At 60.1% G+C, this 26,931-nt stretch carries 22 protein-coding genes; 9 read left to right on the top strand and 13 right to left on the bottom strand.

The features are described from left to right. Positions 1-91: 91 nt before the first annotated feature. Positions 92-1,150, top strand: coding sequence for an AI-2E family transporter (locus tag ALTERO38_RS10865; protein ID WP_148924081.1), 1,059 nt, complete (start codon positions 92-94; stop codon positions 1,148-1,150). A 30-nt stretch (positions 1,151-1,180) separates the two neighbouring features. Here the strand turns inward: ALTERO38_RS10865 and ALTERO38_RS10860 are convergent, their stop codons facing one another. Then, positions 1,181-3,169 (bottom strand): PhoX family phosphatase, encoded by a 1,989-nt coding sequence (locus tag ALTERO38_RS10860; protein ID WP_159968388.1) that lies wholly within the window; start codon positions 3,167-3,169, stop codon positions 1,181-1,183. Between the two features lie 156 nt (positions 3,170-3,325). On the opposite strand from ALTERO38_RS10860, the gene zapE reads away from it, so the two are divergent. Further along, positions 3,326-4,453, top strand: coding sequence for a cell division protein ZapE (gene zapE, locus ALTERO38_RS10855; RefSeq protein WP_159968387.1), 1,128 nt, complete (start codon positions 3,326-3,328; stop codon positions 4,451-4,453). Between the two features lie 4 nt (positions 4,454-4,457). On the opposite strand, the gene ALTERO38_RS10850 is transcribed toward zapE, so the two are convergent. After that, complete coding sequence (locus ALTERO38_RS10850) at positions 4,458-4,736, bottom strand: peptidylprolyl isomerase (protein ID WP_159968386.1); 279 nt, start codon at positions 4,734-4,736, stop codon at positions 4,458-4,460. A gap of 241 nt (positions 4,737-4,977) precedes the next feature. On the opposite strand from ALTERO38_RS10850, the gene ALTERO38_RS10845 reads away from it, so the two are divergent. The 4 genes from ALTERO38_RS10845 (at position 4,978) to ALTERO38_RS10830 (ending at position 9,651) form a co-directional block, all read left to right on the top strand. Next, complete coding sequence (locus tag ALTERO38_RS10845) at positions 4,978-6,129, top strand: gluconokinase, GntK/IdnK-type (protein WP_159969687.1); 1,152 nt, start codon at positions 4,978-4,980, stop codon at positions 6,127-6,129. A 43-nt stretch (positions 6,130-6,172) separates the two neighbouring features. Then, positions 6,173-7,450, top strand: coding sequence for a TRAP transporter large permease (locus tag ALTERO38_RS10840; protein ID WP_102835383.1), 1,278 nt, complete (start codon positions 6,173-6,175; stop codon positions 7,448-7,450). Between the two features lie 51 nt (positions 7,451-7,501). Next, the gene (locus ALTERO38_RS10835; protein ID WP_159968385.1) at positions 7,502-8,518 is read left to right on the top strand and encodes a TRAP transporter substrate-binding protein; all 1,017 of its coding nucleotides are present in this window, start codon (positions 7,502-7,504) and stop codon (positions 8,516-8,518) included. A 113-nt stretch (positions 8,519-8,631) separates the two neighbouring features. Next, entirely contained in the window at positions 8,632-9,651 is a 1,020-nt protein-coding gene (locus ALTERO38_RS10830) for a LacI family DNA-binding transcriptional regulator (RefSeq protein ID WP_102835381.1), read from the top strand. A gap of 54 nt (positions 9,652-9,705) precedes the next feature. Here the strand turns inward: ALTERO38_RS10830 and ALTERO38_RS10825 are convergent, their stop codons facing one another. Further along, positions 9,706-10,620: a LysR family transcriptional regulator gene (locus tag ALTERO38_RS10825; protein WP_019339258.1), complete on the bottom strand. Its 915-nt coding sequence runs from the start codon at positions 10,618-10,620 to the stop codon at positions 9,706-9,708. A 146-nt stretch (positions 10,621-10,766) separates the two neighbouring features. Here ALTERO38_RS10825 and ALTERO38_RS10820 point away from each other — a divergent pair, with 146 nt between their 5' ends. Continuing rightward, positions 10,767-11,993: an acyl-CoA dehydrogenase gene (locus ALTERO38_RS10820; protein WP_045427675.1), complete on the top strand. Its 1,227-nt coding sequence runs from the start codon at positions 10,767-10,769 to the stop codon at positions 11,991-11,993. 235 nt (positions 11,994-12,228) lie between these two features. On the opposite strand, the gene xylB is transcribed toward ALTERO38_RS10820, so the two are convergent. From xylB to xthA, 10 genes are all read right to left on the bottom strand, one after another. After that, a complete protein-coding gene (gene xylB / locus ALTERO38_RS10815) occupies positions 12,229-13,716 on the bottom strand; it encodes a xylulokinase (RefSeq protein WP_159968384.1) in 1,488 nt (495 codons plus the stop codon). Between the two features lie 10 nt (positions 13,717-13,726). After that, entirely contained in the window at positions 13,727-15,205 is a 1,479-nt protein-coding gene (locus ALTERO38_RS10810) for a mannitol dehydrogenase family protein (RefSeq protein WP_159968383.1), read from the bottom strand. Positions 15,206-15,309: 104 nt separating this feature from the next. Beyond that, on the bottom strand, positions 15,310-16,413 hold the full coding sequence (locus ALTERO38_RS10805; protein ID WP_102835378.1) for an ABC transporter ATP-binding protein: 1,104 nt from the start codon (positions 16,411-16,413) through the stop codon (positions 15,310-15,312). Positions 16,414-16,450: 37 nt separating this feature from the next. Beyond that, the gene (locus tag ALTERO38_RS10800) at positions 16,451-17,284 is read right to left on the bottom strand and encodes a carbohydrate ABC transporter permease (protein WP_102835377.1); all 834 of its coding nucleotides are present in this window, start codon (positions 17,282-17,284) and stop codon (positions 16,451-16,453) included. A 10-nt stretch (positions 17,285-17,294) separates the two neighbouring features. Continuing rightward, positions 17,295-18,104, bottom strand: coding sequence for a carbohydrate ABC transporter permease (locus ALTERO38_RS10795; protein ID WP_372239415.1), 810 nt, complete (start codon positions 18,102-18,104; stop codon positions 17,295-17,297). A gap of 207 nt (positions 18,105-18,311) precedes the next feature. After that, complete coding sequence (locus ALTERO38_RS10790; RefSeq protein ID WP_102835375.1) at positions 18,312-19,619, bottom strand: sugar ABC transporter substrate-binding protein; 1,308 nt, start codon at positions 19,617-19,619, stop codon at positions 18,312-18,314. 294 nt (positions 19,620-19,913) lie between these two features. Beyond that, a complete protein-coding gene (locus ALTERO38_RS10785; protein WP_102835374.1) occupies positions 19,914-20,819 on the bottom strand; it encodes an AraC family transcriptional regulator in 906 nt (301 codons plus the stop codon). 69 nt (positions 20,820-20,888) lie between these two features. Then, entirely contained in the window at positions 20,889-21,824 is a 936-nt protein-coding gene (locus ALTERO38_RS10780) for a carbohydrate kinase (protein WP_159968382.1), read from the bottom strand. Positions 21,825-21,931: 107 nt separating this feature from the next. Beyond that, positions 21,932-23,302 carry a substrate-binding domain-containing protein gene (locus ALTERO38_RS10775; RefSeq protein ID WP_159968381.1) on the bottom strand — a complete coding sequence of 457 codons (1,371 nt, stop codon included), beginning with the start codon at positions 23,300-23,302 and terminating at the stop codon, positions 21,932-21,934. Positions 23,303-23,449: 147 nt separating this feature from the next. Next, positions 23,450-24,265 (bottom strand): exodeoxyribonuclease III, encoded by an 816-nt coding sequence (gene xthA / locus ALTERO38_RS10770; RefSeq protein ID WP_159968380.1) that lies wholly within the window; start codon positions 24,263-24,265, stop codon positions 23,450-23,452. 147 nt (positions 24,266-24,412) lie between these two features. On the opposite strand from xthA, the gene ALTERO38_RS10765 reads away from it, so the two are divergent. Then, positions 24,413-25,051 carry an N-acetyltransferase gene (locus ALTERO38_RS10765; protein ID WP_148924096.1) on the top strand — a complete coding sequence of 213 codons (639 nt, stop codon included), beginning with the start codon at positions 24,413-24,415 and terminating at the stop codon, positions 25,049-25,051. 143 nt (positions 25,052-25,194) lie between these two features. Next, a complete protein-coding gene (locus ALTERO38_RS10760) occupies positions 25,195-26,922 on the top strand; it encodes an autotransporter assembly complex family protein (RefSeq protein ID WP_159968379.1) in 1,728 nt (575 codons plus the stop codon). Positions 26,923-26,931: the final 9 nt, after the last annotated feature.

The raw sequence follows: 26,931 nt of genomic DNA, 5'->3' as shown, positions 1-26,931 counted from the left end.
CGCGTCCGCTGTTTCGCTGGATCGTAGACCGTCAGCACTCCTGACGCCAATCGCTGACTAACGGATACAACCGCAGCGATAGGAAGTATTCGTGAACACCACTCTTGAGCAGAAAGTCTTTCTCGCTCTATTGCTCATCGTGAGCATCGCCTTCGGCTGGATATTGCTTCCCTTTTACGGGGCCGTGTTCTGGGCCGTTATTCTCGCGATCATCTTTGCGCCACTGCAACGCCGCCTGTTACGTCGCATGGGGCACAGGCGAAACCTGACGGCGATCATCACCTTGACCGTGTGCCTGGTCGTTGCGGTACTCCCGGTGATCCTGATTGCGGGCCTGCTGGTTCAGGAGGGCTCGTCACTGTATCAACAGATGGAAAGCGGAGAACTCGACGTAGGCGAGTTCGTGGGCGGCGCCAAGGAGATGCTGCCTGAGTCGGCGCAACGACAGTTGCAACGCTTTGGGCTCGGCAATCTCGACCAGATGCGTGAACGGCTTGCCAGTGGCGCCTTGCAGGGCAGTCAGTTCCTGGCAACCAAGGCGTTCAGTTTCGGCCAGGGCACCTTCCAGTTTCTGGTCAGCTTTTTCGTGATGACCTATCTGCTGTTTTTCTTCATCCGAGACGGGCGCGAGCTGGTTGCCAAGATTCGTCGCGCACTGCCACTGACCGATAACCAGAAGCGGCGGCTGTTCAGCAAATTCACCCGCGTGGTCAGGGCCACGGTCAAAGGCAACATTGTCGTGGCGGCTACCCAGGGATTCCTCGGTGGGGTGATCTTCGCTGTCCTGGGAATCCCAGGCTCGTTGCTCTGGGGCGTGATGATGGCGTTTCTTTCCTTGCTGCCCGCGATTGGCGCCGGGTTGATCTGGGCACCTGTGGCGATCTATTTCCTGCTGCAGGGAATGGTTTTACAGAGCGTGATCCTGACGCTCTATGGCGTTCTGGTGATTGGCCTGGTGGACAATTTCCTGCGGCCGATTCTGGTGGGTAAGGACACCAAAATGCCTGACTATCTGGTGCTGATTTCGACGTTGGGCGGGCTCGCCCTGTTTGGCTTGAACGGCTTCGTCATCGGGCCGCTGATTGCTGCTTTGTTCATGTCGTCATGGGCCTTGTTTATCACTCCTGACGCCAAACCTTCCCCCCAGTAGGCGTCCGGGTGAGCCGGACGCCGCTTCGGGCTAGAGAATACGCCCGCCATCATCACGGGTGATGGTGACCGTTGCCGAGCGAGGCCTGCGGCCCGGGCCATCTGGCCAGGCGCTGGTGTACTCGGTTGACGTCGAGCCTTCCCCTGGATGCTGGATATTCACGAACAGCGTACGGAAGTCCGGGGTGGCGGTAATACCGGTGACCTCGGCGCCCAGGGGGCCGACCATGAAGCGCTTGGTTTCGCCGCTCTTCGGGTCTGACACCAACATCTGATTGTTGCCGAAGGGACCGCTGCGCAGCTGGCTTCCGCTCATGTCGGTCTGGATCCAGAGTCGCCCCTCATCGTCGAACCAGAGTCCGTCGGGGCTCGCCATGATGTTCTCGTCAGTCAGTGGCCGACCGCGCGGATCACGGCTGTCACTCTGCGGCCCGGCGAGCAGATAGAGGTCCCACTGGAACCGTGTGCCCACCTGATGCTTACCTTCCTCACGCCAACGGATGATGTGGCCGGTGGGGTTCGGGGCGCGGGGGTTGGCTGCGTCGGCTTCCTGCCTCGAGCTGTTGTTTGTGAGCGTGAAATACACTTCACCTGTGTCGGGATGTACGGCGCCCCATTCAGGACGATCCATTTTGGTAGCCCCGACGGTATCCGCCGCTAGGCGAGTGTTGATCAACACCTCGCCCTGATCGGCAAAACTGACGTTCGCTGCAGCACAGGCCTGCTGGAAGGCAGCGTCTTCGATATCCAGCGCTAACCAGTCACCGCTGCCGTCCGGGTTGAAGCGCGCAACGTACAGGGTGCCATCGTCGAGCAGCCGGCCGTCGCTGCGCTGAGGGCGGTACTTGTCGCGGCTGACGTATTTGTAGATGTACTCGTTCTGCGAGTCGTCGCCGGAGTAACAAACCAGCGGCCAGCCCGCTTTGGTTGGCGCAAACACAATGCCTTCATGACCAAAGCGACCCAGGGCGGTGTGCTTGACCGGCGTGGCATCGGGGTCGAAGGGATCGATTTCCACGATCCAGCCGAAGGTATTCGGCTCGTTACGATAGTCGGCTCGCGGGTCTGCCGCCGTTGTGGTTGCGTCAAAACGCTCGAATTCGTCGCCGCGAATGGTTTCCCAGCCGTAGCGCCCGGTTGAACGGAGGCCGTAGCGCTCCAGATGGCGGGGCAATTCAGCGTCGCGAGTGGCGAAATAGCCCGCCCAGTTTTCCTCACACGTCAGGTAGGTGCCCCAGGGGGTGTAGCCATTCGAGCAGTTGTTCAGCGTGCCGCGGGTGGAGGTGCCGCTCGGGCTGTAGCGGGTTTTCATCAGGTCATGACCACGGGCAGGACCTTCGATGCGCATCGGCGTGGCGCCGGTTATGCGGCGATTGCGTGCCGAAGGCAGTACTGACCAGTCTCCCTGCGGGCCACGGCGCACTTCGACTACGGAAACGCCGTGCGCATTGATCTCCTTGCGCACCTCATCTGCATCCACGCGTTTGCCATTAACAACTGTCGGGCCGTTGGGATGCAGCAGAGGTGCATCAATGTACTCATGGTTCAGCACCAGCAGACCGTGATCACTCTTTCGGCCTTTGAAGCGCGCATCCATCGGAAAGAAATGCATGCCGTCGTGGTGCATGCCTGTCTGCTGGGCCTGATCTTCCGCACTGTTGCTGGCGTCTTCGAGGAATGCTGGATAGCTTCCACAGATCGGCGTGCCCCAAGGGATAAAGGCTTTCGCGGAGAAGCCAGCGGGTACCGTAATAGCGTCGGCTCGGGTCACGGCCACCGCCCCGAAGGGGAGACGGTTACGCCGTTGAAAGGGCGACCCGTTGCCGATCCCAGCCGGCTCGGCTGCAGTGGCCATCGAAGGCAGCCCGCCGAGAAAGGCCAGCGCGCCGAACGCCGCGCCGCCGGCCACAACCTTGCGGCGCCCCGCATCGATGACATCCTGGATGTGAGGGTTGGCTGAGCGGTTGCTAGGCAGCTCATCGCCATTGCCGAACAGTATGTTTTGATTATCGTCAGTCACGACGCAGCTCCATTGGTAATCGACGGGACTGTGACGTTATGTTCGGCTTACGACAGCTTAATGACACTCGCGCCACGGTCGACGAGCGGTTCGCTCGTTCTGTTCGTCAGGGCTGTCTGCGTTACCATCGTCGCCCTTGTTCACAATGGCCTTGTTATGGAATCCAGCGCTCCGCTTGCCCTGTATCAGCAGGCTATCGCACGTCAGGGTTACGTCAGTGACGACGCCCAGCTGCGCGCGGTCGAGCGGCTGCAGCGCTGCCATGAGGCGCTGCATGGCGATGCGACTGGCGAATCGCTTCGCGGCGTTTACCTGTGGGGCCCAGTCGGGCGCGGCAAGACCTGGTTGATGGACATGTTCCATCTCAGCCTGGAGGTGCCAGCAAGACGGCAGCATTTCCACCATTTCATGCGCTGGGTACACATCCGTCTGTTCCAGCTCAACGGCACACCTGACCCCCTGCAGGCATTGGCAAAAGAGCTGAGCGAAGAGGTGCGGGTGCTGTGTTTTGACGAGCTGTTCGTTGCCGACATCGGTGATGCGATCATCCTGGGACGCTTGTTCCAGGTGATGTTCGAGCAGGGTGTGGTGATCGTCGCGACCTCTAACCAGCCACCTGATCAGCTCTATGCTGACGGATTCAACCGTGAGCGCTTTCTGCCCGCCATTGATGCAATCGAGCAGCACATGCAAGTCGTCAATGTCGACGGAGGGGCTGATCATCGTCTGCGTCCAGGCGTGGCCGAACAGCGCTACTGGGTCAGCGAACCACAGAAAGACGGGGCGCTGCGCTCGGTGTTCGACACTCTGAGCAGAGGGGAGGCTGCTGATACCCAGCCGGTCTTAGTCGGGCGTCGATCATTGCAGGTCATATGCAGCAGCGACTCCGTGCTTTGGTGTGGCTTTGCCGCGCTGTGCGAGCAGCCATTCTCAGCGCTGGATTTCATCGAGCTGTGTGATCGCTATTCCGCGATCCTGATTGGTGCGGTGCCGAAGCTGGGCAGCCAGCAGCGTGAGGGGCGCATCGCGCGCGGCACTGAAGACGGCGCAGCGCAGGTGGAGGCGGGCGACCGCCAGCTACCGAAACTGGCTGCAAACGATGACAGCGTCAGACGCTTCATTGCGCTGGTAGACGAATGCTACGACCGAGGCGTGCCGCTGTATCTGGAGGCTTGGGTTGCCATGGATGAGCTCTATACCGAGGGCTATCTGTCCTTTGCTTTTCGCCGAACGCTGAGCCGGTTGCGGGAAATGCAGCTGCAGCGTTTCGGTAACACCGACTAGCTCTTCAGTCGCGGTAGAACACTTGCACCAGGTGATAGCCGAACTGGCTTTTGACAGGGCCGTGCACCTCGCGCAGCGGCTTCTTGAAGATCACCAGGTCGATGCTGCGCACCATCTGCCCCGGACGGACCTCTCCCAGGTCACCACCTTTCTTGCCGGAGGGGCAGGTCGAGTATTTCTTTGCCAAAACGTCGAAGGCTTCGCCGTTGGCGATGCGCTTTTTCAGCTGCGCTGCTTCGGCTTCAGTCTTGACCAGAATGTGGCGGGCCATGGCTTTGGGCATAGCGGATCTCCTCGGATGCGCGGCGATTGTAGTCAGACAGCCCGGCAAACCGAAGCGGAAAAGCAGCGATTTTGACCGTTCGGATGCAAGTAAAACCGACGAACGGTAGTTATGGTTGTTCGTATGTTAGCGCTACCATCCGGTCCACAAACATAATGTGGCACAACGATGCCGCCGGAGACCGACAGTGGATTACCAAACCCACAGCGAATTTCCCGCTAACCGCCGCGCACTGGTGGTCATGGGCGTGAGTGGTTCGGGCAAGACCGAAACCAGCCACGCCGCCGCCGATGCGCTGGGCTTCCGACATATCGAAGCCGATCATTTCCACCCCGAAGAGAACGTTGCGCGCATGCGCGCCGGCACGCCGTTGTCGGATGCTGACCGGGTCGAGTGGCTGCAGAAGCTTGTCATCGAAATGCAGCGCGCCATCGATGATGACGTCGGTTTCGTGCTTGCCTGTTCGGCTCTGAAGCGTCGCTACCGTGACCTCCTGCGCGACGCGGTGCCGGGTTTGTGCTTTGCGCACTTGTCCATTGATTACGACACGGCGGTCCAGCGAGTCGGCGGGCGCGCCGGACATTTCATGCCGATTTCACTGGTAGACAGCCAATTCGCCACGCTCGAGTCCCCAGCCGGCGAGCCCCATGTGCTTGTGGTCGATGCCAGCCAGCCCCGCGAGCAAGTACTGGACGAAATCACCGCCTGGATGAATCAGGACGGCGGCTTGGCGATCAATGCCAAAGAGGATCTTTCCGCGGCTCCGCTTGATAGCGCTAACAAGCGCGGCGGCCAGCGCGGCGGCCAGCGCGGCGGCCATGCTGCGAGCGCGCCCAATGTCGAAGACGTCGAGCCGACGGGCGCCGAACTGACCACCCGGCCGATCTATGGCGGTAAGTTCGCCCAAGGCTTCGACCGGATTACCGATTGGCTGATGGCGGCTCTGCTGGCCTTCATGGTGATCGTGGTGTTCAGCAGCGTGGTCCTGCGCTATGCCTTCGGCACGGGCTGGACGGGTGCTGAAGAGCTTTCGAGGCTGGCCTTTGTCTGGCTGGTATTCGTCGGCGTGGCCTCGAGCATGCGCCGTGGCGAGCTGATGGCTTTCAGCATGATCCGCGACCGATTCCCGCATCTGTTCCGCCGGGTGGTGGATTCGATCAGCTGGATCATGGTCGCGGTAGCCAGCGCACTGGCTGCGCTGGGCGGATGGAATCAGATGCAGTTCGGCTGGACGATCAATAGCCCGGTTGTGGGTTATCCGCTGGCCGTGGCGATGGTTCCGGTCGCCGCCAGCATGGTCGCGCTTGCGGTCCTGGCGCTGATCCAGCTGGTCAATGTCTGGCGTCGACAGCCGCCGTTACCCATCGCCGAAGCCAACGTTACGGCCGATTGATTCCTGATAACAACAAGGGCGTACGCCCACCCGAGGTCCGTACATGACTGTCGTCGTCTTCTTATCGTCATTGTTTGGCTTCATGGCCTTCGGCATGCCGATTGCCTTCGCGCTGATTCTCACCGGCGCGGTGCTGATGTGGTACCTGGATTTCTGGGATGTACAGCTGCTGGCGCAAAACCTTCAGGCTGGTGCTGACAGCTTTCCGTTGTTGGCCGTGCCTTTCTTCATTCTCGCCGGCGAACTGATGAACGCGGGCGGCATTTCGCGCCGGATCATCAACATGGCGCAGGCCTACTTTGGCCATAAGCGCGGCGGTCTCGGCTACGTGGCAATTGCGGCTTCGGTCCTGTTGGCGAGTATGTCCGGCTCGGCGCTGGCTGACACTGCAGCGCTGGCAACCTTGCTGCTGCCAATGATGCGCGAGCGCGGCTATCCGCTGAGTTCTTCCTCGGGTCTGGTGGCGGCGGGCGGCATCATCGCGCCGATCATCCCGCCGTCGATGCCGTTCGTGATCTACGGCGTTGTCACCAACACCTCGATCAGCCAGCTGTTTCTCGCCGGTATGGTTCCGGGCCTGATCATGGGCGCCGGGCTGGTCGTGGCCTGGACGCTGATCGCTCGCAAGATAGAAGAGCCGCCACAAGCGAAGGCCAGCGGAGCCGAACGTCGCAAGGCATTGGTCGATGGTGCGGCTGCTTTGATGCTGCCGGTGATCATCGTGGGTGGATTGCGCTTTGGCCTGTTCACGCCGACCGAGGCGGCAGTGGTAGCGGCAGTCTACGCGTTGCTGGTATCGACCCTGCTGTACCGCGAGCTGAGCTGGAGCGGTGTGGTCGAGGTGCTGACCCGTGCCAGTCGGACCACGGCTTCGGTCATGTTCCTTTGCGCCGCAGCGATCGTCTCCGCTTACATGATCACGCTGGCCCAGCTGCCAGACGAAATCGCCTCGATGCTCGGCCCGCTGGCTGAAGACCCGAAGCTGCTGATGGTTGCCATCATGGTGCTGATGATCGCCATCGGCATGGTGCTCGACCTGACTCCGACCATTCTGATCCTTGGGCCGGTACTGGCGCCGATTGCGGTGAAGGCCGGCATCAATCCGGTGTACTTCGGCGTGATGTTCGTGCTGATCGGCTCGATCGGGCTGATCACGCCGCCCGTCGGTACCGTACTCAACGTCGTCGGCGGAATAGGGCGGCTGCGCATGGAAACGCTGGTGCGTGGTGTCATCCCGTTCTTCCTCATCTATCTGGCCATCGTCGTCCTGTTGATTGCGGTGCCGTCGATCATCACCGTGCCGTTGGAATGGCTACGGTGACCGAGGCATGAGCTTCAACCCTCCATCCACAACAACAAAAGGTAAGTGAACATGAAACGATTTCTCATCGCGGCCCTGGCCGCCACTACGCTTAGCAGCGCCATCACTGCAGTGACCGCTCAGGCAGCCGACGATATCCGGCCACGGATGATTCGCTTCGGTTACGGACTCAACGAAGATAGCAACCAGGGCCGCGCCGCCAAGTTGCTTGCTGAGGAGATCGCCAAGGCGTCCGATGGCAAACTCAAGGTTCGTACGTTCGGCTCTGCCAGTCTGGGCTCCGATGATCAGATGCAAAACGCACTGATGGGCGGCGCTCAGGAAATGATGGTCGGCTCGACGGCGACCCTCGTCGGTGTGGCTGAAGAAATGGCGGTGTGGGACACGCCGTTCCTGTTCGAGAGCGAAAAACAGGCCGACTACGTGCTGGATGGCCCGGTCGGCCAGAAGGTCATGGATGCGCTGGAAGATAAAGGGCTCGTGGGCCTGGCCTACTGGGAGAACGGCTTCCGTAACCTGACCAACAACGTGCGTCCAGTCGAGAAGATGGAAGACTTCGACGGCATCAAACTGCGCGTTATGCCGAACCCAGTGTTTATCGACACCTTCAAGCAGATGGGCGCAAATGCGGTCCCGCTGCCGTTCTCCGAGCTGTTCACGGCACTGGAAACCAAGGCAGTCGACGGTCAGGAAAATCCCTATAACACCATCCTCTCGTCCAAGTTCTACGAGGTGCAGAAGTACCTGAGCGTGACCAATCACGTGTACAGCCCATGGATTGTTACGGCATCCAAGCGCTGGTGGGATGGCCTGTCGAAAACCGAGCAGGACATCATCATGGAGGCGGCAAAGACCGCGCGTGATTCGGAGCGTGAAGACACTCGCGCCGAAGCCCGCGAAGCCTTGGCCAAGATCAAAGAGCAAGGCATGGAAGTGAACAAGGTCAGCCCAGAGGAAATCCAGCGCATGCGCGAGAAGGCCAAGCCGGCGATCCAGACCGTGATCGATACCGTTGGCGAGCCGCTGTTCAACGAAGTACAGGCAGCGATCGAAAAAGCGCCGAAGTAAGCGGTTGCACCCCTTTCAGGCCGTGTGAACGCTGGCGTTTGTCAGTGCTCACCTGGCCTGCTTCGGGGCGCCTTCCCGTATAGAATCTCCGCCTCCCCTTGCTGGATTCCACCATGAGTTCTCGCCGTCGCCGCTCGCTGGAGCGGGCCACCTTGTCCGACGTGGCTCGCAGTGCCGGTTGTTCGCTGATGTCCGCCTCGCGTGCGCTGTCGCAACCCGAACGAGTATCGGACGCCCTGCGCGAGCGAGTGATGGCAGCGGTAAAGGCCTTGGGCTACGTCCCGCATACAGCGGCGCGCAATCTGGCAAGCGCACGCTCGAATCTTGTCGCAGTGATCATTCCGTCACTGTCGAACGCCGTATTCGTCGACACCGTCGAAGCCATTCAGCGCGTGCTGATGCCGGCAGGTTACGAGCTGATGATCGGCGTCAGTCATTACCATCCCGAAGAAGACGAACGCCTGTTGCGTGCCTACCTTGCCCATCAGCCGGCAGGGCTGCTGGTCACCGGCTTCGAGCGCAGCGATGCCGCACGCGAAGTGCTCGGCAGCTACACCAGCCCGATCGTGACTTTGATGGAACTGAGCGACGGTGAGGAAGAATACTGCGTCGGTTTCTCCCAGTTGGAAGCCGGTGCGGCCATGACCCGCAAGTTGCTCGACCGCGGCTATCGCAACATTGCGTTCGCAGCCGCGCAACTCGACCCCCGAACCCTGCAACGTGCCGAAGGTTATCGGCAGGTCATGCGCGGGGCCTCGCTTTACGATGCCGCACTTGAGGTGCTCACGCCGCAGGTGTCATCCATCGGGCTTGGTGCCGAGTTGCTTGATCGGTTACTGGCGCAGCATCCAGAAATCGATGCGATCTTCTTTAACAACGACGATCTGGCGTTGGGCGCGCTCTTTCGTGCTCGCCAGCTGAGTTTGGCCGTGCCGGAGCGGCTGGCGATTGCCGGTTTCAACGATCTGCCGGCCGCCGCCTGGATGCACCCGGCGCTGACCACGGTACGCACCATCCGCGGCGAGATCGGCAAGCTGGCCGGGCAAATGCTGCTGAGCCTGATGCGCGGCGAGTCGCCACCGCAACGGCGTATTGATGTGGGTTTTGAAGTGGTGATGCGCGAAAGCGCATGAGGAAAACCGGCACGCCTTGCACGTGCCGGCCGATTTAGCGTCTACGCGGGCAAATCAGTCGGCTTGCTGCGCCGCCGTGACCTGCTGAGCGATCTCGATCATCTGTTCGCGCATCCAGCGGTTGGCCGGGTCCTGATCGGTGCTCTCGTGCCAGTAAATGTGTGTCTCCAACGGCGGGATGTCCACTGGCAATGGCACCTGGTACAGGTCATGACGCCGGGCGAAACGCTCCGGAACGGTCACCGCCATATCGGTCTGTTGAATCACCTGTGTGGCCATCATGTAATGCTGGGAGCGCAAAGCGATTTTGCGCTGTTGCCCCATCTTGCCGAGCGCCAGGTCAACCATGCCCAGCCCGCTGCGCCGGCTGGAAATATGAATGTGTGACAGCGACAGATATTCCTCAACGCTGAGCTTGTCCTTCGCCAGCGGGTGCCCGCGGCGCATGGCGCAGACGTAGCGGTCTTCCAGCAGCTTGACGTGGCGCACCTGGGGATCGGTGTTGAGGGGGGCGTCCATGGCGAAGTCCAGACGCCCGGCCGCCAACTCTTTGGTGGTTTCGCGGCGCTTGGCGAGCATGCTTTCGATCTTCACGTTTGGCGCCAGCCGACGCAGGCGCTGGAACAGCGGCGGCAGCACCACGGCCTCGGTAAGGTCGGTCATGCTGATGCGAAAGGTCTTGTTTGCCTGCAGCGGATTGAAAGTGCGACTTTCCTGCACCGATACACGCAACAACTGCAGTGCGTTTCGCACCGGACCGATGATGTTCTGCGCCATCGGGGTCGGCACCATGCCCTGTGCGGTACGCACGAACAGCGGATCGTTGAAGGTTTCCCGCAGGCGTGCCAGGGCGTTGGAAACGGCTGGCTGCGTAATGCCGACGATCTGCCCGGCGCGGGTCAGGTTGGCCTCGGTGTAGATGGCGTCGAAGACAATGAATAGATTCAGATCGACCTTGTTCAGGTTCATTGTTGTGCTCTCTGGCGTGTATCGGAATTCGCCGATCATATATCGGTGATGAATGTTTATACACGAGGAAAATAGCTTAGATAAATCAACAAGCCTCCTCTAGCATTCAAAATTACAAAACATTACCTGCCAGAAGGTTATCGCCCATGGATTTCGCCTACTCCCCAAAGGTTCAAGAGCTGAGAGAGCGCGTGCAAGCGTTCATGGATGCTCACGTCTATCCCGCCGAAAAGGTCTTCTATCAGCAGGTCGCAGAGGGTGATCGCTGGCAGCCGACCGCCATCGTCGAGGAACTCAAGGCCAAGGCAAAAGCCGAGGGGCTGTGGAACCTGTTTCTGCCAGATTCCGAGCTGGGCGCCGGCCTGACCAACACCGAATACGCGCCGCTGGCTGAAATCATGGGCAGCTCGGGCCTTGGCCCGGAGGCATTCAACTGCTCAGCGCCGGACACCGGCAACATGGAAGTGCTGGTTCGCTACGGCAGCGAAGCGCACAAAAAGCAGTGGCTGGAGCCATTGCTGCGCGGCGAGATCCGTTCCGCCTTCGGCATGACCGAACCAGGCGTGGCTTCGTCTGACGCCACCAACATGGAAGCCCGTGCAGTGCGCGAGGGTGACGAGTGGGTGATCAATGGCCGCAAGTGGTGGACATCTGGTGCCTGCGACCCTCGCTGCAAGGTGATGATCTTCATGGGCCTCACCAACCCCGATGCCCCGCGTCACCAGCAACATTCGATGATCCTCGTGCCGATGGATGCGCCGGGTCTGAAAGTCCTGCGTCCGCTACCCGTGTTTGGCTACGACGACGCGCCGCACGGCCATGCCGAAGTCCTGCTGGAAAACGTTCGTGTGCCGTACGAGAACGTGCTGCTGGGCGAGGGCCGCGGTTTCGAGATCGCTCAGGGCCGCCTTGGTCCAGGCCGTATTCACCATTGCATGCGCTCCGTCGGTGTCGCCGAGCGTGCATTGAAACTGATGTGCGAGCGCTCCGTGAACCGGACCGCGTTCGGCAAACCACTGGCACGGCTGGGCGCCAACCTCGATCACATCGCCGAGTGCCGGATCGAGATCAACATGGCGCGCTTGCTGACGCTCAATGCCGCATACATGATGGACACGGTCGGCAACAAGATCGCCGCGAGCGAAATCGCGCAGATCAAGGTAGTGGCGCCAAACGTCGCGCTCAAGGTCATCGACCGCGCCATCCAGATTCACGGTGGTGCCGGAGTGTCCGAGGACTTCCCGCTGGCCCATTGGTGGGCCATGCAGCGCACCCTGCGCCTGGCTGACGGCCCGGACGAGGTGCACCGCGCTTCGATCGCCAAGCATGAGCTGGGCAAGTATTTCCCGCGGGAAATGCTCCGCAGCCGCTAAGCAGTCGGTCGCATCAGCAAAAGACAGGAGCAAAGCCACGCGAGTGGCTTTGCTTTTTTATGGACCCTCACTTTTGGTGATAACGAGGCAGCACTCGCAGCAAGCGTGCTGCTGTTAAAAACAGCCTCGGTAAGAGCGAGCTTGCCAGCGAACAAGACTTGGGATTATCTCCCCGCAACTGCCTCCACTTCAGCCCCCCTCAAGGCGCCACAGTGCTCAGGCCCGGAGGCGTTTGCTAGCCGTATGTGTCGCTGATCAGGCGCCGATAGCGCCGGTAGGCCTGTTCATACGCATCGACAGCACTGGCTGACGGCACGACAGCAGTTCTCTCATCAACACTGACGCAACGCTCGCATAGCGCTGCGAGGCTGGCCTCAGCATCTATCTGTCTCGCATGGCACCAAGCGGCCTGGATCGCACCACCTAGCGCAGCAGCTTCGCTGTGGGTGGTGCATACCACCGGTGTCGCCATCATGTCGGCAACCATCTGCCGCCACAGCGCACTCTTTGCGCCGCCGCCGATAAGCTGGATGCGTTCGCTGCGAATCCCACTATCGCGTAGCAGATCCAACCCATAGCGCAGGCCGAACGTCACGCCTTCAATGACCGCGCGGCACAGATTGGCGCGGGTGAGGTTATCTGCCGTCAGGCCATGCAGGGTGGCTGTGGCCTGGGGAAGGGCGGGGACACGTTCACCGTTCAGAAACGGAAGCATGGTCACCCCTCCGGCACCGATCGGAGCCTCAGCGGCCAGCGCGTTGAACTGCTGAAGATCAAGCTGCAACAGATCGCGAATGGCCCCGTTTGCGTTGGTCAGGTTCATCGTGCAGATCAACGGCAACCAGCCTCCGCTGGATGAACAGAAGGTCGCGACTGATGGCTGCGGACTGATACGCGGCTGGTCGGCAAAGGCATACAACGTGCCCGAAGTGCCGAGGCTCATGGTGATGGCGCCTGAGCTGATGTTCCCCGTGCCGATAGCACCCATCATGTTGTCGCCACCACCGCTCGACACGATGGCTTGTGGGTTTAAGCCCAGGCGTTTTGCCAGTTCTGCACGCAGTAGGCCGATTGGCCTGTCTGACTCGATCAACTCTGGCAGCGCCGCTTCGATGCGGCCGCCCGGATCGATATGCCGCAAGATCTTGAAGTCCCATTTCCGGGTACGTACGTTGAAATAGCCGGTACCTGAGGCGTCGCCGTACTCGCTACTGCACCGTCCGGTGAGCCAGTAATTGAGAAAATCGTGCGGCAACAGCACGTGCGCGATCCGTTCGAACAGCGCTGGATGCTGTTCTTTCATCCAGAGCAGCTTGGAGACGGTATAGCCCGGCGCTATGACCACGCCTAGGCGCTCAAGCGAGCCCTGTTCGCCGCCCAGCCAGTCGAGCAGGCGTTGATTTTCGTTAGCTGATTCGGTGTCGCACCAGAGTTTGGCGGGGCGTAGCACCTTTCCGTCGGCATCAAGCGTGACCAAGCCATGTTGTTGTCCCGAGACACCAATACCGAGTATTCGACTACCGTCCACGCCTGCTTCAGCCAGAGCGGCCGCGGTGGCCTGCTCGAACGCTGAAATCCATTGCTCGGTATCCTGTTCGCGACGCCCATTCGGCCCGCTGATCAGCTCGTGGCTCGCAGAGCCTTGGCCTAGGACGCGTCCGCTGGCTGCATCGAGCAGCAATGCTTTGGTGCCCTGGGTCCCGCAGTCGATACCGAGATACATGGAGTCGACCTCAGCGCGTCAGTAACAGATCGAGCGTTCCGCTGACACCCAGCGTCCTCAGCCTCAGGAGGTTGCGCTCGAACGCATCGCGAAACGCCGGGGAGCGGGGGATCTGGGCGCCAAAGATTTCTTCACGACTCAGCAACCGCTCGGCGACCCCCTCATCCTCCTCGACCAGAGCCTGGCAGAACTCGGCGCGTGGATCGGGAATGCTGTACCGGGTGCCGTTCTCGTCGACGCCTTTGAGGTACATCGCCCAGGCAGCGACGACCAGTGCAGCGCGGTCCAATTCTGCATTGTCAGCGATCAGCCGGTTGATGGTCGGCACGGTGAACTTGGGAAATTTCGACGAACCGTCTGAGCAGACCCGCTCAAGCTGATCGGCGATCGCGCAGTTTGAGAACCGTTCGATCAGGGTCCGCTTGTACTCCGTCAGGTCGATACCGGGTACATGGGCCAGCTGCGGCGTGACGTCGTCGTCCATATAACGTCGGATGTACTCGACGAACAGCGGATCGGCCATGGTTTCGTGCACGAAGCGATAGCCGCGCAGAAAGCCCAGGTAGGTCAGCGCCAGATGGCTGCCATTGAGCAGCTTGATCTTCATCTCTTCGTAGGGCGCTACGTCGTCGGTGAACTGCACGCCGACCTTGTTCCAAGCAGGCCGGCCGGCGACGAATTTGTCCTCCAGCACCCACTGGACGAACGGCTCGCAAACCACTGGCCAGGCGTCGTCGATGCCGTGCTGCTGCTTCAGATGCTTGCGGTGCGCTGCGCTGGTCATCGGCGTAATCCGGTCGACCATGGCATTGGGAAAACTGACGTTGCTTTCAATCCAGCCAGCCAGCTCGGGATCGACCATATTGGCGAAGGCCAGCGTCGCCTTTTGGGTAACGTCGCCATTGTGGGGCAGGTTATCGCAGGACATCACCGTAAACGGTCCCGTGCCTTCGCCGCGACGCCTGGCTAGGGCGGCGCAGAGTAGGCCGAAGACGCTGATAGGCGTTCGCGGATTTTCCAGATCATGCTGGATGTGCGGCAGCGAGGCGTTGAACTGACCGGTGCTGTCGTCGAGACAGTACCCGCCCTCGGTAATGGTCAACGAGACGATGCGGATGGCAGGATCGGCAAGGCGTGCGACCACCGCTTCAGATCCATCGCGAGGAACCAGCAGCATGTCGCGGAGGCTGCCGATGACACGAACTTCAGTGTCCGGCCGGTCATCAAGCTCCACCAATGTATAGAGATGGTTCTGCGAGGCGAGCGCGTCACGCATGGGCAGCTCATCGACACGAGTGCCAATGCCGCAGATGCCCCAATCAAGACCTTCGCCTGTGTTCATCAGCGCATCGGTATAGGCTGCCTGATGGGCACGATGAAAACCACCTACTCCGATGTGTGCGATACCGGCCGTAACCGATTCAAGCGTGTAGGAGGGGCGGGCAATGTGCGCCGGCAGCTGCGGCAGGTTCTGTTCATTCAGCTTCATGTCAGGCCTCGCTGGGCGTGGAAGGGGGATAGCCGGCGGTGTGATCGCTGCCGTGATAGCAGCGATTGGTCTGCGAGATGGCTGTGGCTAAATCGGGTTGGTTATCAGGCGACCTGTTGCAGCGGCTGGCCGACAGCCAAACCATTGCTATCGAACAAGTGGCAATGGCTGGCATCCAGCACCAGGGTCAGCGGCTCGCCATAGCGCGGCGTGAAATCGCCACGGATACGCATCGTCAGCGGCTCGCGGGTCTCGGTAATCACGTGGCAATAGGTATCGCTGCCCAGTCGCTCGCTGACATCGGCCTTTACCGTCAGCTGGCAACTACCTTCGCTACCGCGGTTGAGGTGCTCCGGACGAATGCCCAACGTAACCGGGTCGCCTACCGCCAATGCAGCGCCGCCCAGCGGGAGAAACAGGCGGCAACCGGCTTCCAGGTCGACTTCCACACCGGTGGCTTCGGCCCGGCTAATACGGCCTTTGAGGAAACCCATTTTCGGTGTGCCGAGAAAGCCTGCGACGAACAGGTTCGCCGGATGGTGGTAGAGCTCCATGGGCGAGCCGACCTGCTCGATGCGCCCGCCGTTGAGCACCACGACCTTGTCGGCGAGGGTCATGGCTTCGACCTGATCGTGGGTCACGTAGATCATCGTGGCCTGCAGCTCTTGATGCAGGCGCGACAGCTCGAGGCGCATCTGCACACGCAGTGCCGCGTCGAGGTTCGACAGCGGTTCGTCGAACAGAAACACCTTTGGATTACGCACGATGGCGCGGCCAATCGCGACACGTTGGCGCTGACCACCGGAAAGCTGGCGCGGTTTGCGCTCCAGCAACGGTTCCAATTCAAGGGTGCGCGCTGCCGCTTCGATCTTGCTGGCGACTTCTTTTTTGTCCGCCCCCGCCAGGTCGAGCGCGAAGGACATGTTCTTGCGCACCGTCATGTGCGGATACAGCGCGTAGGTCTGGAAGACCATGGCCAAGTCACGCTTGGCCGGGCTGAGATCGGTGATGTCACGGCCATCGAGTTCGATTTTCCCGCTGCTGACTTCCTCCAATCCCGCAATCAGGCGCAGCAGCGTGGACTTGCCGCAGCCGGACGGGCCGACGAAAACGACGAACTCCCGGTCGCGGATATCCAGATCGATGCCCTTGATGATGTCGTTGCCGTCGAAGCTTTTCTTCAGGTTGTGGACTTTCAGATCTGCCATGTTCGAATCCTCTATTGTTCTTTTTGGCTCGTCGGCGTCACTTGACCGCGCCGAACGATAGGCCACGGACCAGCTGTTTCTGACTGATCCAGCCGAATATCAGGATGGGTGCGCAGGCGAGGGTGGATACGGCCGAAAGCTTGGCCCAGAACAGCCCTTCGGGACTGGAATAGGAGGCGATCAGGGCAGTCAGCGGGGCGGCATTGGACGATGTGAGGTTCAGCGACCAGAAGGCCTCGTTCCAGCACAGGATCAGCGACAGCAACATGGTGGAAGCGAGGCCGCCTTTGCTGATCGGCAGGAGCACGCGAACCATTTCCTGCATCAGCGTGGCTCCGTCCATTCGGGCCGCTTCGAGAATGTCGCGAGGGATGTCCTTGAAGTAGGTGTAAATCATCCACACCAGAATCGGCAGGTTGATCAGCGTGTAGATCACAATCAGCACCGTGCGGCTGTCGAGCAGGCCGAACTGTTTGGCCAGCAGATAGATCGGCACCAGCACTCCCACTGGTGGCAGCATCTTGGTCGACAGCATCCACAAGAGTGTGCCCTTGGTCCGCTTGGTCTCGTAGAAGGCCATGGAATAGGCCGCGGGAATGGCGATCAGCATGCCCAGCGCAGTTGCACCGAAGGAAATGGTTACCGAGTTCCAGGCGTACCTGAAGTAGCCGCTGCGGTCCTGGATTTCCAAGTAGTTCTCCAGCGTTGGCGTAAAGATGAACTGTGGCGGCGTAGCGAAGGCGTCAATCTCGGTCTTGAGGCTGGTCAGCAGCATCCAGAAGATCGGAAAGAACAGCAGCAACGCGATAGCCCAAGCGAACATCCCTACCACCAGGGTATTGATGCGGCGACTTTGTTTGAGCGTCAGCATCGGTCTGTCCTCAGTATTTTTCGGTGAGATTCTTGCCGAGCATCCGCACCAGGATGATCGCTGCGATATTGGCAATTACCACTGCGATCAGGCCGCCGGCTGATGCCATGCCAACGTCGAACTGCAGCAGCGCCTGGGTGTAGATCAGGTAGGCGAGGTTCGTGGAGGCGTAGCCGGGGCCGCCACTGGTGGTGGTGAAGATTTCTGCGAAAACGGACAACAGAAAAATGGTCTCAATCATCACCACCACGGCGATGGGGCGCGCCAGGTGCGGCAATGTCAGGTGCCAGAAGATGGCGACCGGGCCGGCCCCATCGAGGCGAGCGGCTTCCTTCTGCTCCTGATCCAGGGACTGCATGGCGGTCATCAGAATGAGGATCGCGAAGGGCAGCCACTGCCAGGACACGATGATGATGATTGAGAGCAGCGGATGTTGGGCCAACCAGTCGATCGGCTGCGCACCGAAGAACTTCCAGACCGCGGCGAGGATGCCGGATACCGGATGGTAGATCAGGTTTTTCCAAACCAGGGCGCTGACGGTCGGCATGATGAAGAACGGCGAAATCAGCAGCACGCGAACGATGCCGCGGCCGGCGAAATCAGCCGCCTCCAGCAATGCGGAGATCAGCACACCGAGCACGACGCTGATCAGCAGCACACTGCCGACCAGCAGCAAGGTGTTGATCATGCCGGGCATGAAGCCGGCATCGGTCAGGAAGTAGTGGAAGTTCTCCAGCCCGACGAAATCATTCTCGCCGGGATAGAGCAGGTTGTAGCGAATCACAGAGAAATAGACCGTCATCGACAGCGGTACCAGCATCCACAGCAGCAACAGCGCAACGGAGGGGCTGACGAGGAACCAGCTGGGTGCGAACCGGCGCGGCTTGCGCTCGTTCGACTTGCTTGCCGTTTCGGTAACAGGGGCCTTGGGCAAGGCTGTGGTCGTGGTAGCCATGGGCGTGCTCCGGCTGATAGAAGGCCATGAGGGCTCAGGTGAGCCCTGTCCGGTGGGATGCCTACTGTCGGTCTACTTCGGGTAGCCGGCGCGCTTCATTTCACGTGTGGTCGTTTGCTGCACAGCCGTCAGCATCTGTTCGACTGGCATTTGCCCGGTGAGCGCGGCGGAGAACATCTTGCCGACCTGGGTGCCAATGGCCTGGAACTCGGGGATAGTCACCAATTGAATGCCGATATAAGGCACCGGCTTTGCGGATGGTGAGGCCGGATCAGCTTGCTTCAGCGATTCAAGGGTGATCTTGGCAAAGGGGGCGGCCGCCATGTATTCCTCGCTGTAGGTGGACTCCCGGGTGCCCGGCGGCACGTTGGTGACGCCGTCGGTCTTGGCCACCAGGTCAGCGTAAGACTGGGAAGTGGCCCAGGCGGCGAAGGTTTTGGCAGCGTCTTTTTTCTGCGAGCTGGTTGGAATAGCCAACGCCCAGGAGTAGAGCCAGGCTGAGCCTTTGTCGGTCGTCTGCTGTGGCGCGAAGGTGAAACCGACTTTCTCAGCAACCTTGCTCTGTGACGCGTCGGTAACGAACGAGCCGGCGACAGTGGCATCCACCCACATGGCGCACTTGCCGCTGTTGAATAGCGCCAGGTTTTCGTTAAAGCCGTTGCTGGATGCGCCTGGTGGGCCATATTTGCTTAACAGATCGACGTAGAAATTGGCGGCTTTGGTCCATTCCGGGCCGTTGAATTCGGGCTGCCAATTTTCATCGAACCATCGCGCGCCGAACGAATTGGCCACGGTGGTGACCAGTGCCATGTTCTCGCCCCAACCAGCCTTGCCGCGCAGGCAGATGCCGTATTGCTCTTCGCCTGGCTTATGCAGCTTCTCGGCGAATTCAGCCATCTGCGTCCAGGTCGGGTGCTCCGGCATGTCCAGTCCGGCCTGTTCGAACAGATCGGTGCGGTAGTAGGTCATCGAGCTTTCGGCATAAAACGGTAGGGCATAGAGGGTGCCATCGACTGACAGGCCCTCGCGCACAGAGGGGAAGATATCGTCGAGGTTGTAGTTGTCAGGAAGGTTGGTCATGGGCGCCAGCCAGCCTTTTTCGCCCCAGAGCGAGGCCTCGTACATGCCGATGGTGAGGACGTCGAACTGACCGCCCTGAGTGGCAATGTCTGTGGTCAGGCGCTGGCGCAGGACGTTTTCTTCCAGTACGACCCAATTGAGGTCAATGTCGGGATGCTGTTCTTCGAAGGTCTTGGACAGGCGCTGCATACGGATCATGTCAGCGTTGTTGACGGTGGCGACGGTCAAGGTCTCGGCGGCTTGCGTCGCGCCGATTACTGCGATGCAGGTGGTTCCGATCAGCAATTTTGCGAGTTTCATCTAGGGCTCCTCTTCCGCAGCCGGAGGGCGGAAGCACTTATTGTTTTTGTTGTTGCTCGCTTACTGCCGTACGAGCGGCTCACGAGCATTACAACGCCAGGGATGTCAGGTCACAAAGCCCTGACTGCACGTCATCTGGTACTTTTTTGCACTCCTTTATCAGTGATTAAAGGCAAGTGACGAGCACATCCAAGCACCGCGAAGCGCCGCAGCTGTGCCAAGCCTGCGGGCGGCATAACCGAAAAGGGCGAAGCGTAACGTCATCTTTGTTGCGGCAGGGAGCGAGGATGCGTATCAGCTGGCGAGGTTCTGCTCGGTCAGTCGCTGCTCCACCAGGCGGCGATAACACGACGGCGTCATGCCCTTTAGTTGCTGGAAGCGGCGGTTGAAGTTGGACAGGTTGTTGAAGCCTGACTCGAAGCAGACATCAGTGACCGGCTTGTCGTTATCGAGCAGCAACTCGCAGGATTTGCTGATGCGCAGACTGTTGACGAACTCAACGTAGCAACGGCCAGTGGCACGTTTAAAAAAACGGGAAAAGTACGTGGGTTTCATACCCAGATGCCCGGCGACTTCCTCGAGAGGCAGCTCACGCATGTAGTTGTCGAAGATGTAATTGACCGCCATGTTGGTTCGATCGGCGTGGTGTTCGTCGCCGAGCTGTGCCGAGGTAGCGCCGGAGAGCAGCTGGTAGTCTTCGCAGCTGGCGAGCAGCTCCAGCATGATCAGAAAATAGCCGAGGCGGGTGGCACCGCGGCTGTCAGCAACCCGGTGCATCAGTCTGCTGGCCTCGGCAATGGTGTGAGGGCAGCGATACTCGATCCCGTAGCGCGAACGTTCGAGCATTGGTGTCAGGCTGCGTAATTCGGAAAAGACGTTATGGCCTGCTTCGAATAATTCATCGGTGAAGTTAACCAGCATGTCCCGCTTGGCGACGACCTCATCTTCGTCGACCTGGCTGATCCAGTTATGTGGCAGATTTGGCCCGGTGAGAAACAGGCTGTCGGGACCAAAATTGCCGACGTAGTCTCCGACGAACACCTTCCCTGAGCTGGCTACGATCAGGTGCAGTTCGTATTCCTTGTGGTTGTGCCAGCGCACAAGCGGACAGGGAAAGCCATGCTCTCGGTAGATCAGTGAGTTGCCATGGTGATCATCCATCAGTTCGTAGGATGGGTCGGAGATCTTCAACGCTTTCATGCCCGGTTCCGTCGCCCTTATTCTTGTCCCCTTGGGGTTATAGACGTTCGTGCTGTTGCGGCCAACCTGTCAGACAATTTCGTATCGGTAGGGTAGATCCGGGCCGCGACGGGAGCAGGTGATCGCCGCAGCCTGGACAGCAAACGCCAGCAAGGCCTGTAGTTGATCACGCTGAATCTGCGCCAACGCTTGGGCGGTATCCAGCTGCTGGTCATGCAGAAAGCTGAGCAGGGCGGCCTGAAAGGTATCGCCGGCGCCAACCGTATCGCGCACGGTGACAGCTACTGCGGTTACATAAAACTCGCCATGGCGACGGCTGAACAACTGCGCGCCTTCTCGGCCTCTGGTCAGCGCCACCAGTTCACAGCTTCCTTGCAACCAGCGCTTGGCAATGGATTCGGGGGCTTCGCCGGGATAGAGCAGAGCCAGATCCTCATCGCTGACTTTGATGAGATGCGCTAGCGCGGCTATCGCCTCGACGCGCTCGCGCCAGCGGGCCAGGTCCGGTTCGACGTTCAGGCGGATGTTTGGGTCGAGCGAAATGAGCCGGCGCTTGTTTTCGCGGCGCACCAGCGACAGCAGGGTGTCGGCGATCGGGGCGGTCACGATCGAGTAGGAGCCGAGGTGGATGCCGCGGATCTCCTCGCTGAGCGGGGCGAGATGCTCCTCGCGTGGCAGGCGATCAGCGCAACCTTCGCCGCGAAAGCTGTAGACGGGAGAGCCGTTGGCGCCCAATGCAACCATCGCCAGTGTGGTGGGTGCATCGAAGTCGATCAGATAGTGCCTATCGACCCCTTCGTCCTCGAGCACTTGTCGAAGTTGCTGGCCCAAGTGGTCTTGAGACATGCCAGTGAACAGAGCCGACGGCGTCCCCAAGCGCGAGAGGCCGACTGCTACGTTAAAGGGGGAGCCGCCAGCCACCGCGTCGAGACTCAGGCGATTGCGGGGAGCGCCTCCCGGGGCTACAAAAACGTCGAACAGGGCTTCGCCACAAACCAGATACATGATCGTTTCCGCTGCTGGAAATCGTCCGAGCTTAATCGTGCTGGCGTCGACGTAACAGTACGCCGCTGGCTATCGACCGATACGATCTTGCACTGGCAGCAGATCGTTCAATACACCCATACTTCGACGCGGCGGTTCTTGATGCGGCCGCTCGGCGTATTCGAGGCTACTGGAAGATAGTCTCCTAAGCCGTTGATTTCTTTCACAAGTACCCCGCCTCTAGCAAGCTCTCTACGTACGGCCATGGCGCGAAGTTTGGAGAGCAAAGCGGTACGCGCCGGGTCGCCGCGAGCGTCACCAAATCCAACCAGCACCGCTGCGCTCATCGTTTTGTTCGTGGTCTGCAGATAGTCGATCAGACGCTCCACGTCGCGCTGGGCCTTATTATCCAGCCGAGCGCTGCCTTCATCGAAACGGAAATTCACCGTCAATCGCTTCGCCTGGGTGGCGAGGGTTTGATACGGCTGCGGCATGTCAGGAGAGGGCGATAGGCTGATTGCGTCGATGGCCTGTCCAATGTAGCCAGATTTAGCAACGATGGCCTGGCCAGCGGCGCTGTGCACGAAGCTCAGAAAGGTCCGGGTCCATTGCGACTGCTGCACCGGATTGGCGTAAAAAAACAGCCGCCGCGACAACGGATAATCTTCAGTCGCCACTAGCGCTTTGCTGGGCAGCATAGGCTGAGAATCGCCGTCGGCTATCGCCAGCGCGCGGGCTTTGCCTACCGATGCCAGGCCAACGAAACCGATCGCGCCAGGACGGCTGCTGACGATCTGCGAAAGCTGATCATTGGATTCATAGCGGGCGGCGTCCGCGGCCAGTGTCTTGCCTTGGACGCCCAGTACCAGCTCCTTGAAGGTGTCGTAGGTGCCCGACTGATCATCCCGTGCATGCAGCTCGACCGGAACGTCCTTCCCGCCGAGCGCTTTCCAGTTACGAATCTCGCCGGTAAACAGGCTAGCGACTTGCTCAACGCTGAGGGAGGAGACCGGGTTGTCCGGGCTGACGATGATCGCCAATCCGTCAATGGCAATCACTTGTTCGGCGTCTGCGCTGCGTAGATCGCCCAAGCTGGCGAGACTTGCATGCTCGCTGTCCTTGATTGGGCGCGAAGCGGCGGCGAGATCGGAGGAACCGTCCTTGAGCCCGGCGAACCCGGTGCCGGTGCCGTGTGCTGCAACCAGTGCATGATAGGTTCGGCCGGAGCTGTCGACGGCACTGATACGCTGTTCGTTCTCCTTGCCGGCTGGGCTGACCCGTACCGAATTCAGGCCCTGCGCTTCGAAGAAACCGGCTAGAAGCATCGGCGCGAGCTTCGCACCGACTGTATTCGATCCCTGTATGCGCAGCACTGGACTGTTGGCAGCAGGCGCAGCCAATGGCTCACCTAGCGCGAGCGGGCTGGCGCAAAGCAGGCCGAAGACCCACAGGCACAGCGCCCGTTTCCTCATGGTGCTGCCGGACGCTGAAGCTGTCATGCGACGACTCTCCCTTTCAAAGAAGCGGGGGAGATTAAGACGCTTTGCTTACCGTTATGTGACAGCTGACTGCGATGGATCGAAGATGTCGATCAGCTCGCAAAGATGCGTTTTGGGCTCGGCACGCGTGCGGCATCGCACGCGCAGTTATTGGCCCAGCTCGATCCAGACTGGGCAATGGTCCGACGGCTTTTCCATGCTGCGGATGTCATAGTCGACGCCGCAATCCGTGACGCGCTCGTGCAGACCCGCAGTGGTCAGGATCAGGTCAATGCGCAGCCCACGGCGTGGGTCGTCTTCGAAGCCTCGGCTGCGGTAGTCAAACCAGCTGAAGCGATCAACCACTTCAGGATTCAGCGTACGAAAGCTGTCCTGCAGACCCCAGTTCTTCAAGCGTGCCAGCCACTCGCGTTCCTCCGGCAGGAAGCTGCACTTGCCTGTGCGCAGCCAGCGTTTGGCGTTCACCTCACCAATGCCGATGTCGCAGTCTTCGGGTGAGATGTTGAAGTCGCCCATCACGGCTACGGATTGCTCAGGGGTAAAACGTTCTTCCAGCAGCGCCTGGAGATCGGCATAGAACTTGGTCTTGGCCGGAAACTTGGTGGGGTGGATGCGGCTCTCGCCCTGAGGGAAATAACCGTTCATGACCGTAACCGGCTCGCCATTGCTGTCTGCGAACCGACCCCAGATGAAGCGCTTCTGCGATTCCTCGCCATCGCCGGGAAAGCCTTTGTGGATTTCCAGCGGGGCCTGTCGTGACAGCAGCGCGACACCGTAATGACCTTTCTGGCCATGAAAATGGACGTGATAACCAAGGGCCTCTATCTCGGCCTGCGGGAACTGTTCGTCAGACACCTTGGTTTCCTGCAAGCCGATCACGTCTGGCTGATGCTTCTCGATTATTGCGGAAAGCTGATGAGGTCTGGCTCTTAAACCATTGATATTGAAAGAAACAAGCTTCATCGACTGTGGCTCCGGCAAAACCGCGATTCTACTGGCTATGGCGGCGCTGCGGCGAGCCGTAATCATCAAACCAGGTTCTCCCCCGGCAAGACTCCGATGCGGCTGCTAACGTGAAATCAGCCCCAGTGACATAACAAGAGAACCGCTATGCCGATGACTGCAGAAGTACGAATGCTCGACAGTGGTTACGCCAGGGAAATCCGCTCGCTTCTGTATAACGCCTATCGACACGAACCGACCTTCGCTTATTTGTTCGAGGCTGATCGCCCCGGCTACGAGCAGCGTGTCCGCGCAACCGTTCGCGAGCTGGTCAATCAGCACTTGTTGCAGGACCAACCGGCGTTGGGGTTGTTGCTCGATGACCGGTTGATTGCTGCCGCGCTGATCGCGCCACCTCAGCGTCGACTCGACATCACCGAGAGCTGGGCGTGGCGAATGCGCATGCTGCTGACTGCAGGCTTCCGTTGTACACGGCGCTATCTTGATTACCACGCTGCGGTGCTGGGCTGTCTGCCACCAGGGAATTTCCATGTGTTGCCGCTGATGGCGGTCCATCCCAAGTGCCAGGGGCAGCACTATGGCGAACAGCTGCTTGAAGCGTTGCACAACTGGTGTGCCGCGGACGCTGCATCGGAGGGCCTGGTGATCGACACCGGCAACTCACGCTACCTCAACTTCTATGCACGTCAGGGGTACGAAGACATTGGCCAGGTAGCCATCGGTCCGGTGGTCGAGCACGTGTTCTTCCATCCGGCGCCGCGACAGGTCGCGGCATCCAGTGGTTAGAACGAATTTTGCGCAGGGGCGACAGTCGTACTGATGTTGTCCTAAGAAGTGTTCCCATGCTTTTGCCTAACGCTGTATATGCCGTGCTACACGCATCGACACTTCGCCAAAGCCTAGTGCGCAGCGTGCTAGCATCCCTGGCCATGCCTATCCGTATCCTTCGCCGTACCGCCCCGGCGGGCGTCTTCTTGTGCTTCGCATCTGCGCTGGATGCAGCTGAGCTCGACGTCAAGGTCACGCCATCAAACAGTGCGTTGCGTGAAAACGTCGAGAACTACATCGGCGAACTGGATGATCGCAACGAAGAAGAATTGCTGCGTTACAGTCGCATTGCCCAGGAGCAGGCGAACAAAGCGTTGCAGGCGTTGGGCTATTACCACGCTGTTATCGAAACCAGGGTCACCGGAGGCGAAACTCCTCGGTTGGCGCTGCGAATCAAGCCCGGCGAGCCAGTTCGTCTGCGCGACATCACATTGCAGGTCAACGGGCCTGCTGCCGAACTGCAGGCGTTTCGAGTGCCGCGCAACTCCTTGAAGCCAGGCGCCGTGCTCAATCACGGACAGTACGAAGCGGTCAAACAACGGATCCTCAATCAGGCCTCGCGCTATGGGTTTTTTGATGGCCGCTTCGAGCGTCAACGGCTGGCGATCAACCCCGACACCAATGCCGCCGACGTAGAACTGGTGTTCAACAGCGGGCCACGCTACTTGCTCGGGGATGTGGGTTTTGAAGGAGACTCGCCTTTTGATCCGGACTTGCTGGAGCGCATGGTGCCGTTCGATCCCGGTACGCCGTATGACTCGGAATTGATTGCCGAACTCAACCAGGCGATGCAGTCCAGCGGCTACTTCGAAGGCGTCCGGGTCGATGCCAACCCGGCTAACGCCGATCAGCAACGTATTCCCGTTGCGGTGCAATTGACCACGCGAGAGCCGCGCACGCTCGGGCTTGGTTTGGGCTATTCGACGGATGTCGGGCCACGGATACGTTTCGACTTCACCCGCCATTGGGTCAATCCGCAGGGCCACAGCTACGGCATCGAGTCCGAGTTGTCGGCGCCGCGGCAGAACGTCGGTCTGTTTTATGACGTACCACTGGACCCACCGTTGACGGACAAACTGCGCTATGCAGCCGGCTATCAGTACGAAGAACTGAGTGATAAAGACAGCCTGAGTCGCCTGCTGACGGTTGGCCCCGAGTGGCATCGTCGGCTGCCCAGCGGCTGGCAGCGCGTCTGGGCGTTGAAGTGGCGTCATGAGCAGTACGAGCTGGGCGATGATTCGGGGGTCAGCACCTTGTTGATGCCGGGTGTTTCTTACAGCTTTCTGCGCAGCGACAACCGTCTCGATCCCAGTCATGGCTATCGCTTGAGGTTCGAACTGGGGGCGGCGAAGGAGGGCGTGTTCTCGGACGCTGATCTGATCCATGCCAACGCGACGGTCAAGGGACTCACCACACTAGCTGCTCGACATCGTTTTCTTGGGCGGGTGGAAGTGGGCGGTAACTGGACCGACGAATACACCAACGTGCCGCCATCGCTGCGCTATTTTGCCGGCGGTGATCAAAGCGTGCGCGGCTACGACTACCAGAGCCTGTCGCCGACCAACTCTGATGGCGACCGGATCGGCGGGCGTTATCAGCTCGCGGTCAGCGCTGAGTACCAGTATTCAGTGACTGAGAAATGGCGACTGGCGACCTTTGTCGACCAGGGCAACTCATTCAACTCTCTGGAGTTGCCGAGTCTCAAGAGCAGCGTGGGCGTCGGAGTTCGTTGGGTTTCGCCGGTTGGGCCGATTCGGGTTGACCTGGCACATCCGCTGGATGGCGAGGGCGGAGTTCGCCTGCACTTTTCCATGGGGCCGGAGCTTTGAGGCGTAGCG

Origin of the sequence: Pseudomonas sp. 9Ag (assembly GCF_902506445.1) — a bacterium.
Taxonomy (GTDB): domain Bacteria; phylum Pseudomonadota; class Gammaproteobacteria; order Pseudomonadales; family Pseudomonadaceae; genus Stutzerimonas; species Stutzerimonas stutzeri_AB.
This window is presented reverse-complemented; position numbering and strand designations above follow the sequence as displayed.

Excerpts from the sequence above, each read along its gene's own strand:
- ALTERO38_RS10795 (WP_372239415.1), bottom strand. The coding sequence starts at position 18,104 with ATGCTGGTACCGCTGTCGATGACGGTCTATTTCTCTGTGATTCGCTAC.
- ALTERO38_RS10825 (WP_019339258.1), bottom strand. The coding sequence starts at position 10,620 with ATGAACCTGAACAAGGTCGATCTGAATCTATTCATTGTCTTCGACGCC.
- ALTERO38_RS10765 (WP_148924096.1), top strand. The coding sequence starts at position 24,413 with ATGCCGATGACTGCAGAAGTACGAATGCTCGACAGTGGTTACGCCAGG.
- ALTERO38_RS10835 (WP_159968385.1), top strand. The coding sequence starts at position 7,502 with ATGAAACGATTTCTCATCGCGGCCCTGGCCGCCACTACGCTTAGCAGC.
- ALTERO38_RS10810 (WP_159968383.1), bottom strand. The coding sequence starts at position 15,205 with ATGAAGCTGAATGAACAGAACCTGCCGCAGCTGCCGGCGCACATTGCC.
- ALTERO38_RS10830 (WP_102835381.1), top strand. The coding sequence starts at position 8,632 with ATGAGTTCTCGCCGTCGCCGCTCGCTGGAGCGGGCCACCTTGTCCGAC.
- ALTERO38_RS10840 (WP_102835383.1), top strand. The coding sequence starts at position 6,173 with ATGACTGTCGTCGTCTTCTTATCGTCATTGTTTGGCTTCATGGCCTTC.
- ALTERO38_RS10785 (WP_102835374.1), bottom strand. The coding sequence starts at position 20,819 with ATGAAAGCGTTGAAGATCTCCGACCCATCCTACGAACTGATGGATGAT.
- ALTERO38_RS10780 (WP_159968382.1), bottom strand. The coding sequence starts at position 21,824 with ATGTATCTGGTTTGTGGCGAAGCCCTGTTCGACGTTTTTGTAGCCCCG.
- ALTERO38_RS10800 (WP_102835377.1), bottom strand. The coding sequence starts at position 17,284 with ATGCTGACGCTCAAACAAAGTCGCCGCATCAATACCCTGGTGGTAGGG.
- xthA (WP_159968380.1), bottom strand. The coding sequence starts at position 24,265 with ATGAAGCTTGTTTCTTTCAATATCAATGGTTTAAGAGCCAGACCTCAT.
- zapE (WP_159968387.1), top strand. The coding sequence starts at position 3,326 with ATGGAATCCAGCGCTCCGCTTGCCCTGTATCAGCAGGCTATCGCACGT.
- xylB (WP_159968384.1), bottom strand. The coding sequence starts at position 13,716 with ATGTATCTCGGTATCGACTGCGGGACCCAGGGCACCAAAGCATTGCTG.
- ALTERO38_RS10775 (WP_159968381.1), bottom strand. The coding sequence starts at position 23,302 with ATGACAGCTTCAGCGTCCGGCAGCACCATGAGGAAACGGGCGCTGTGC.
- ALTERO38_RS10850 (WP_159968386.1), bottom strand. The coding sequence starts at position 4,736 with ATGCCCAAAGCCATGGCCCGCCACATTCTGGTCAAGACTGAAGCCGAA.
- ALTERO38_RS10805 (WP_102835378.1), bottom strand. The coding sequence starts at position 16,413 with ATGGCAGATCTGAAAGTCCACAACCTGAAGAAAAGCTTCGACGGCAAC.
- ALTERO38_RS10760 (WP_159968379.1), top strand. The coding sequence starts at position 25,195 with ATGCCTATCCGTATCCTTCGCCGTACCGCCCCGGCGGGCGTCTTCTTG.
- ALTERO38_RS10790 (WP_102835375.1), bottom strand. The coding sequence starts at position 19,619 with ATGAAACTCGCAAAATTGCTGATCGGAACCACCTGCATCGCAGTAATC.
- ALTERO38_RS10820 (WP_045427675.1), top strand. The coding sequence starts at position 10,767 with ATGGATTTCGCCTACTCCCCAAAGGTTCAAGAGCTGAGAGAGCGCGTG.
- ALTERO38_RS10845 (WP_159969687.1), top strand. The coding sequence starts at position 4,978 with ATGGGCGTGAGTGGTTCGGGCAAGACCGAAACCAGCCACGCCGCCGCC.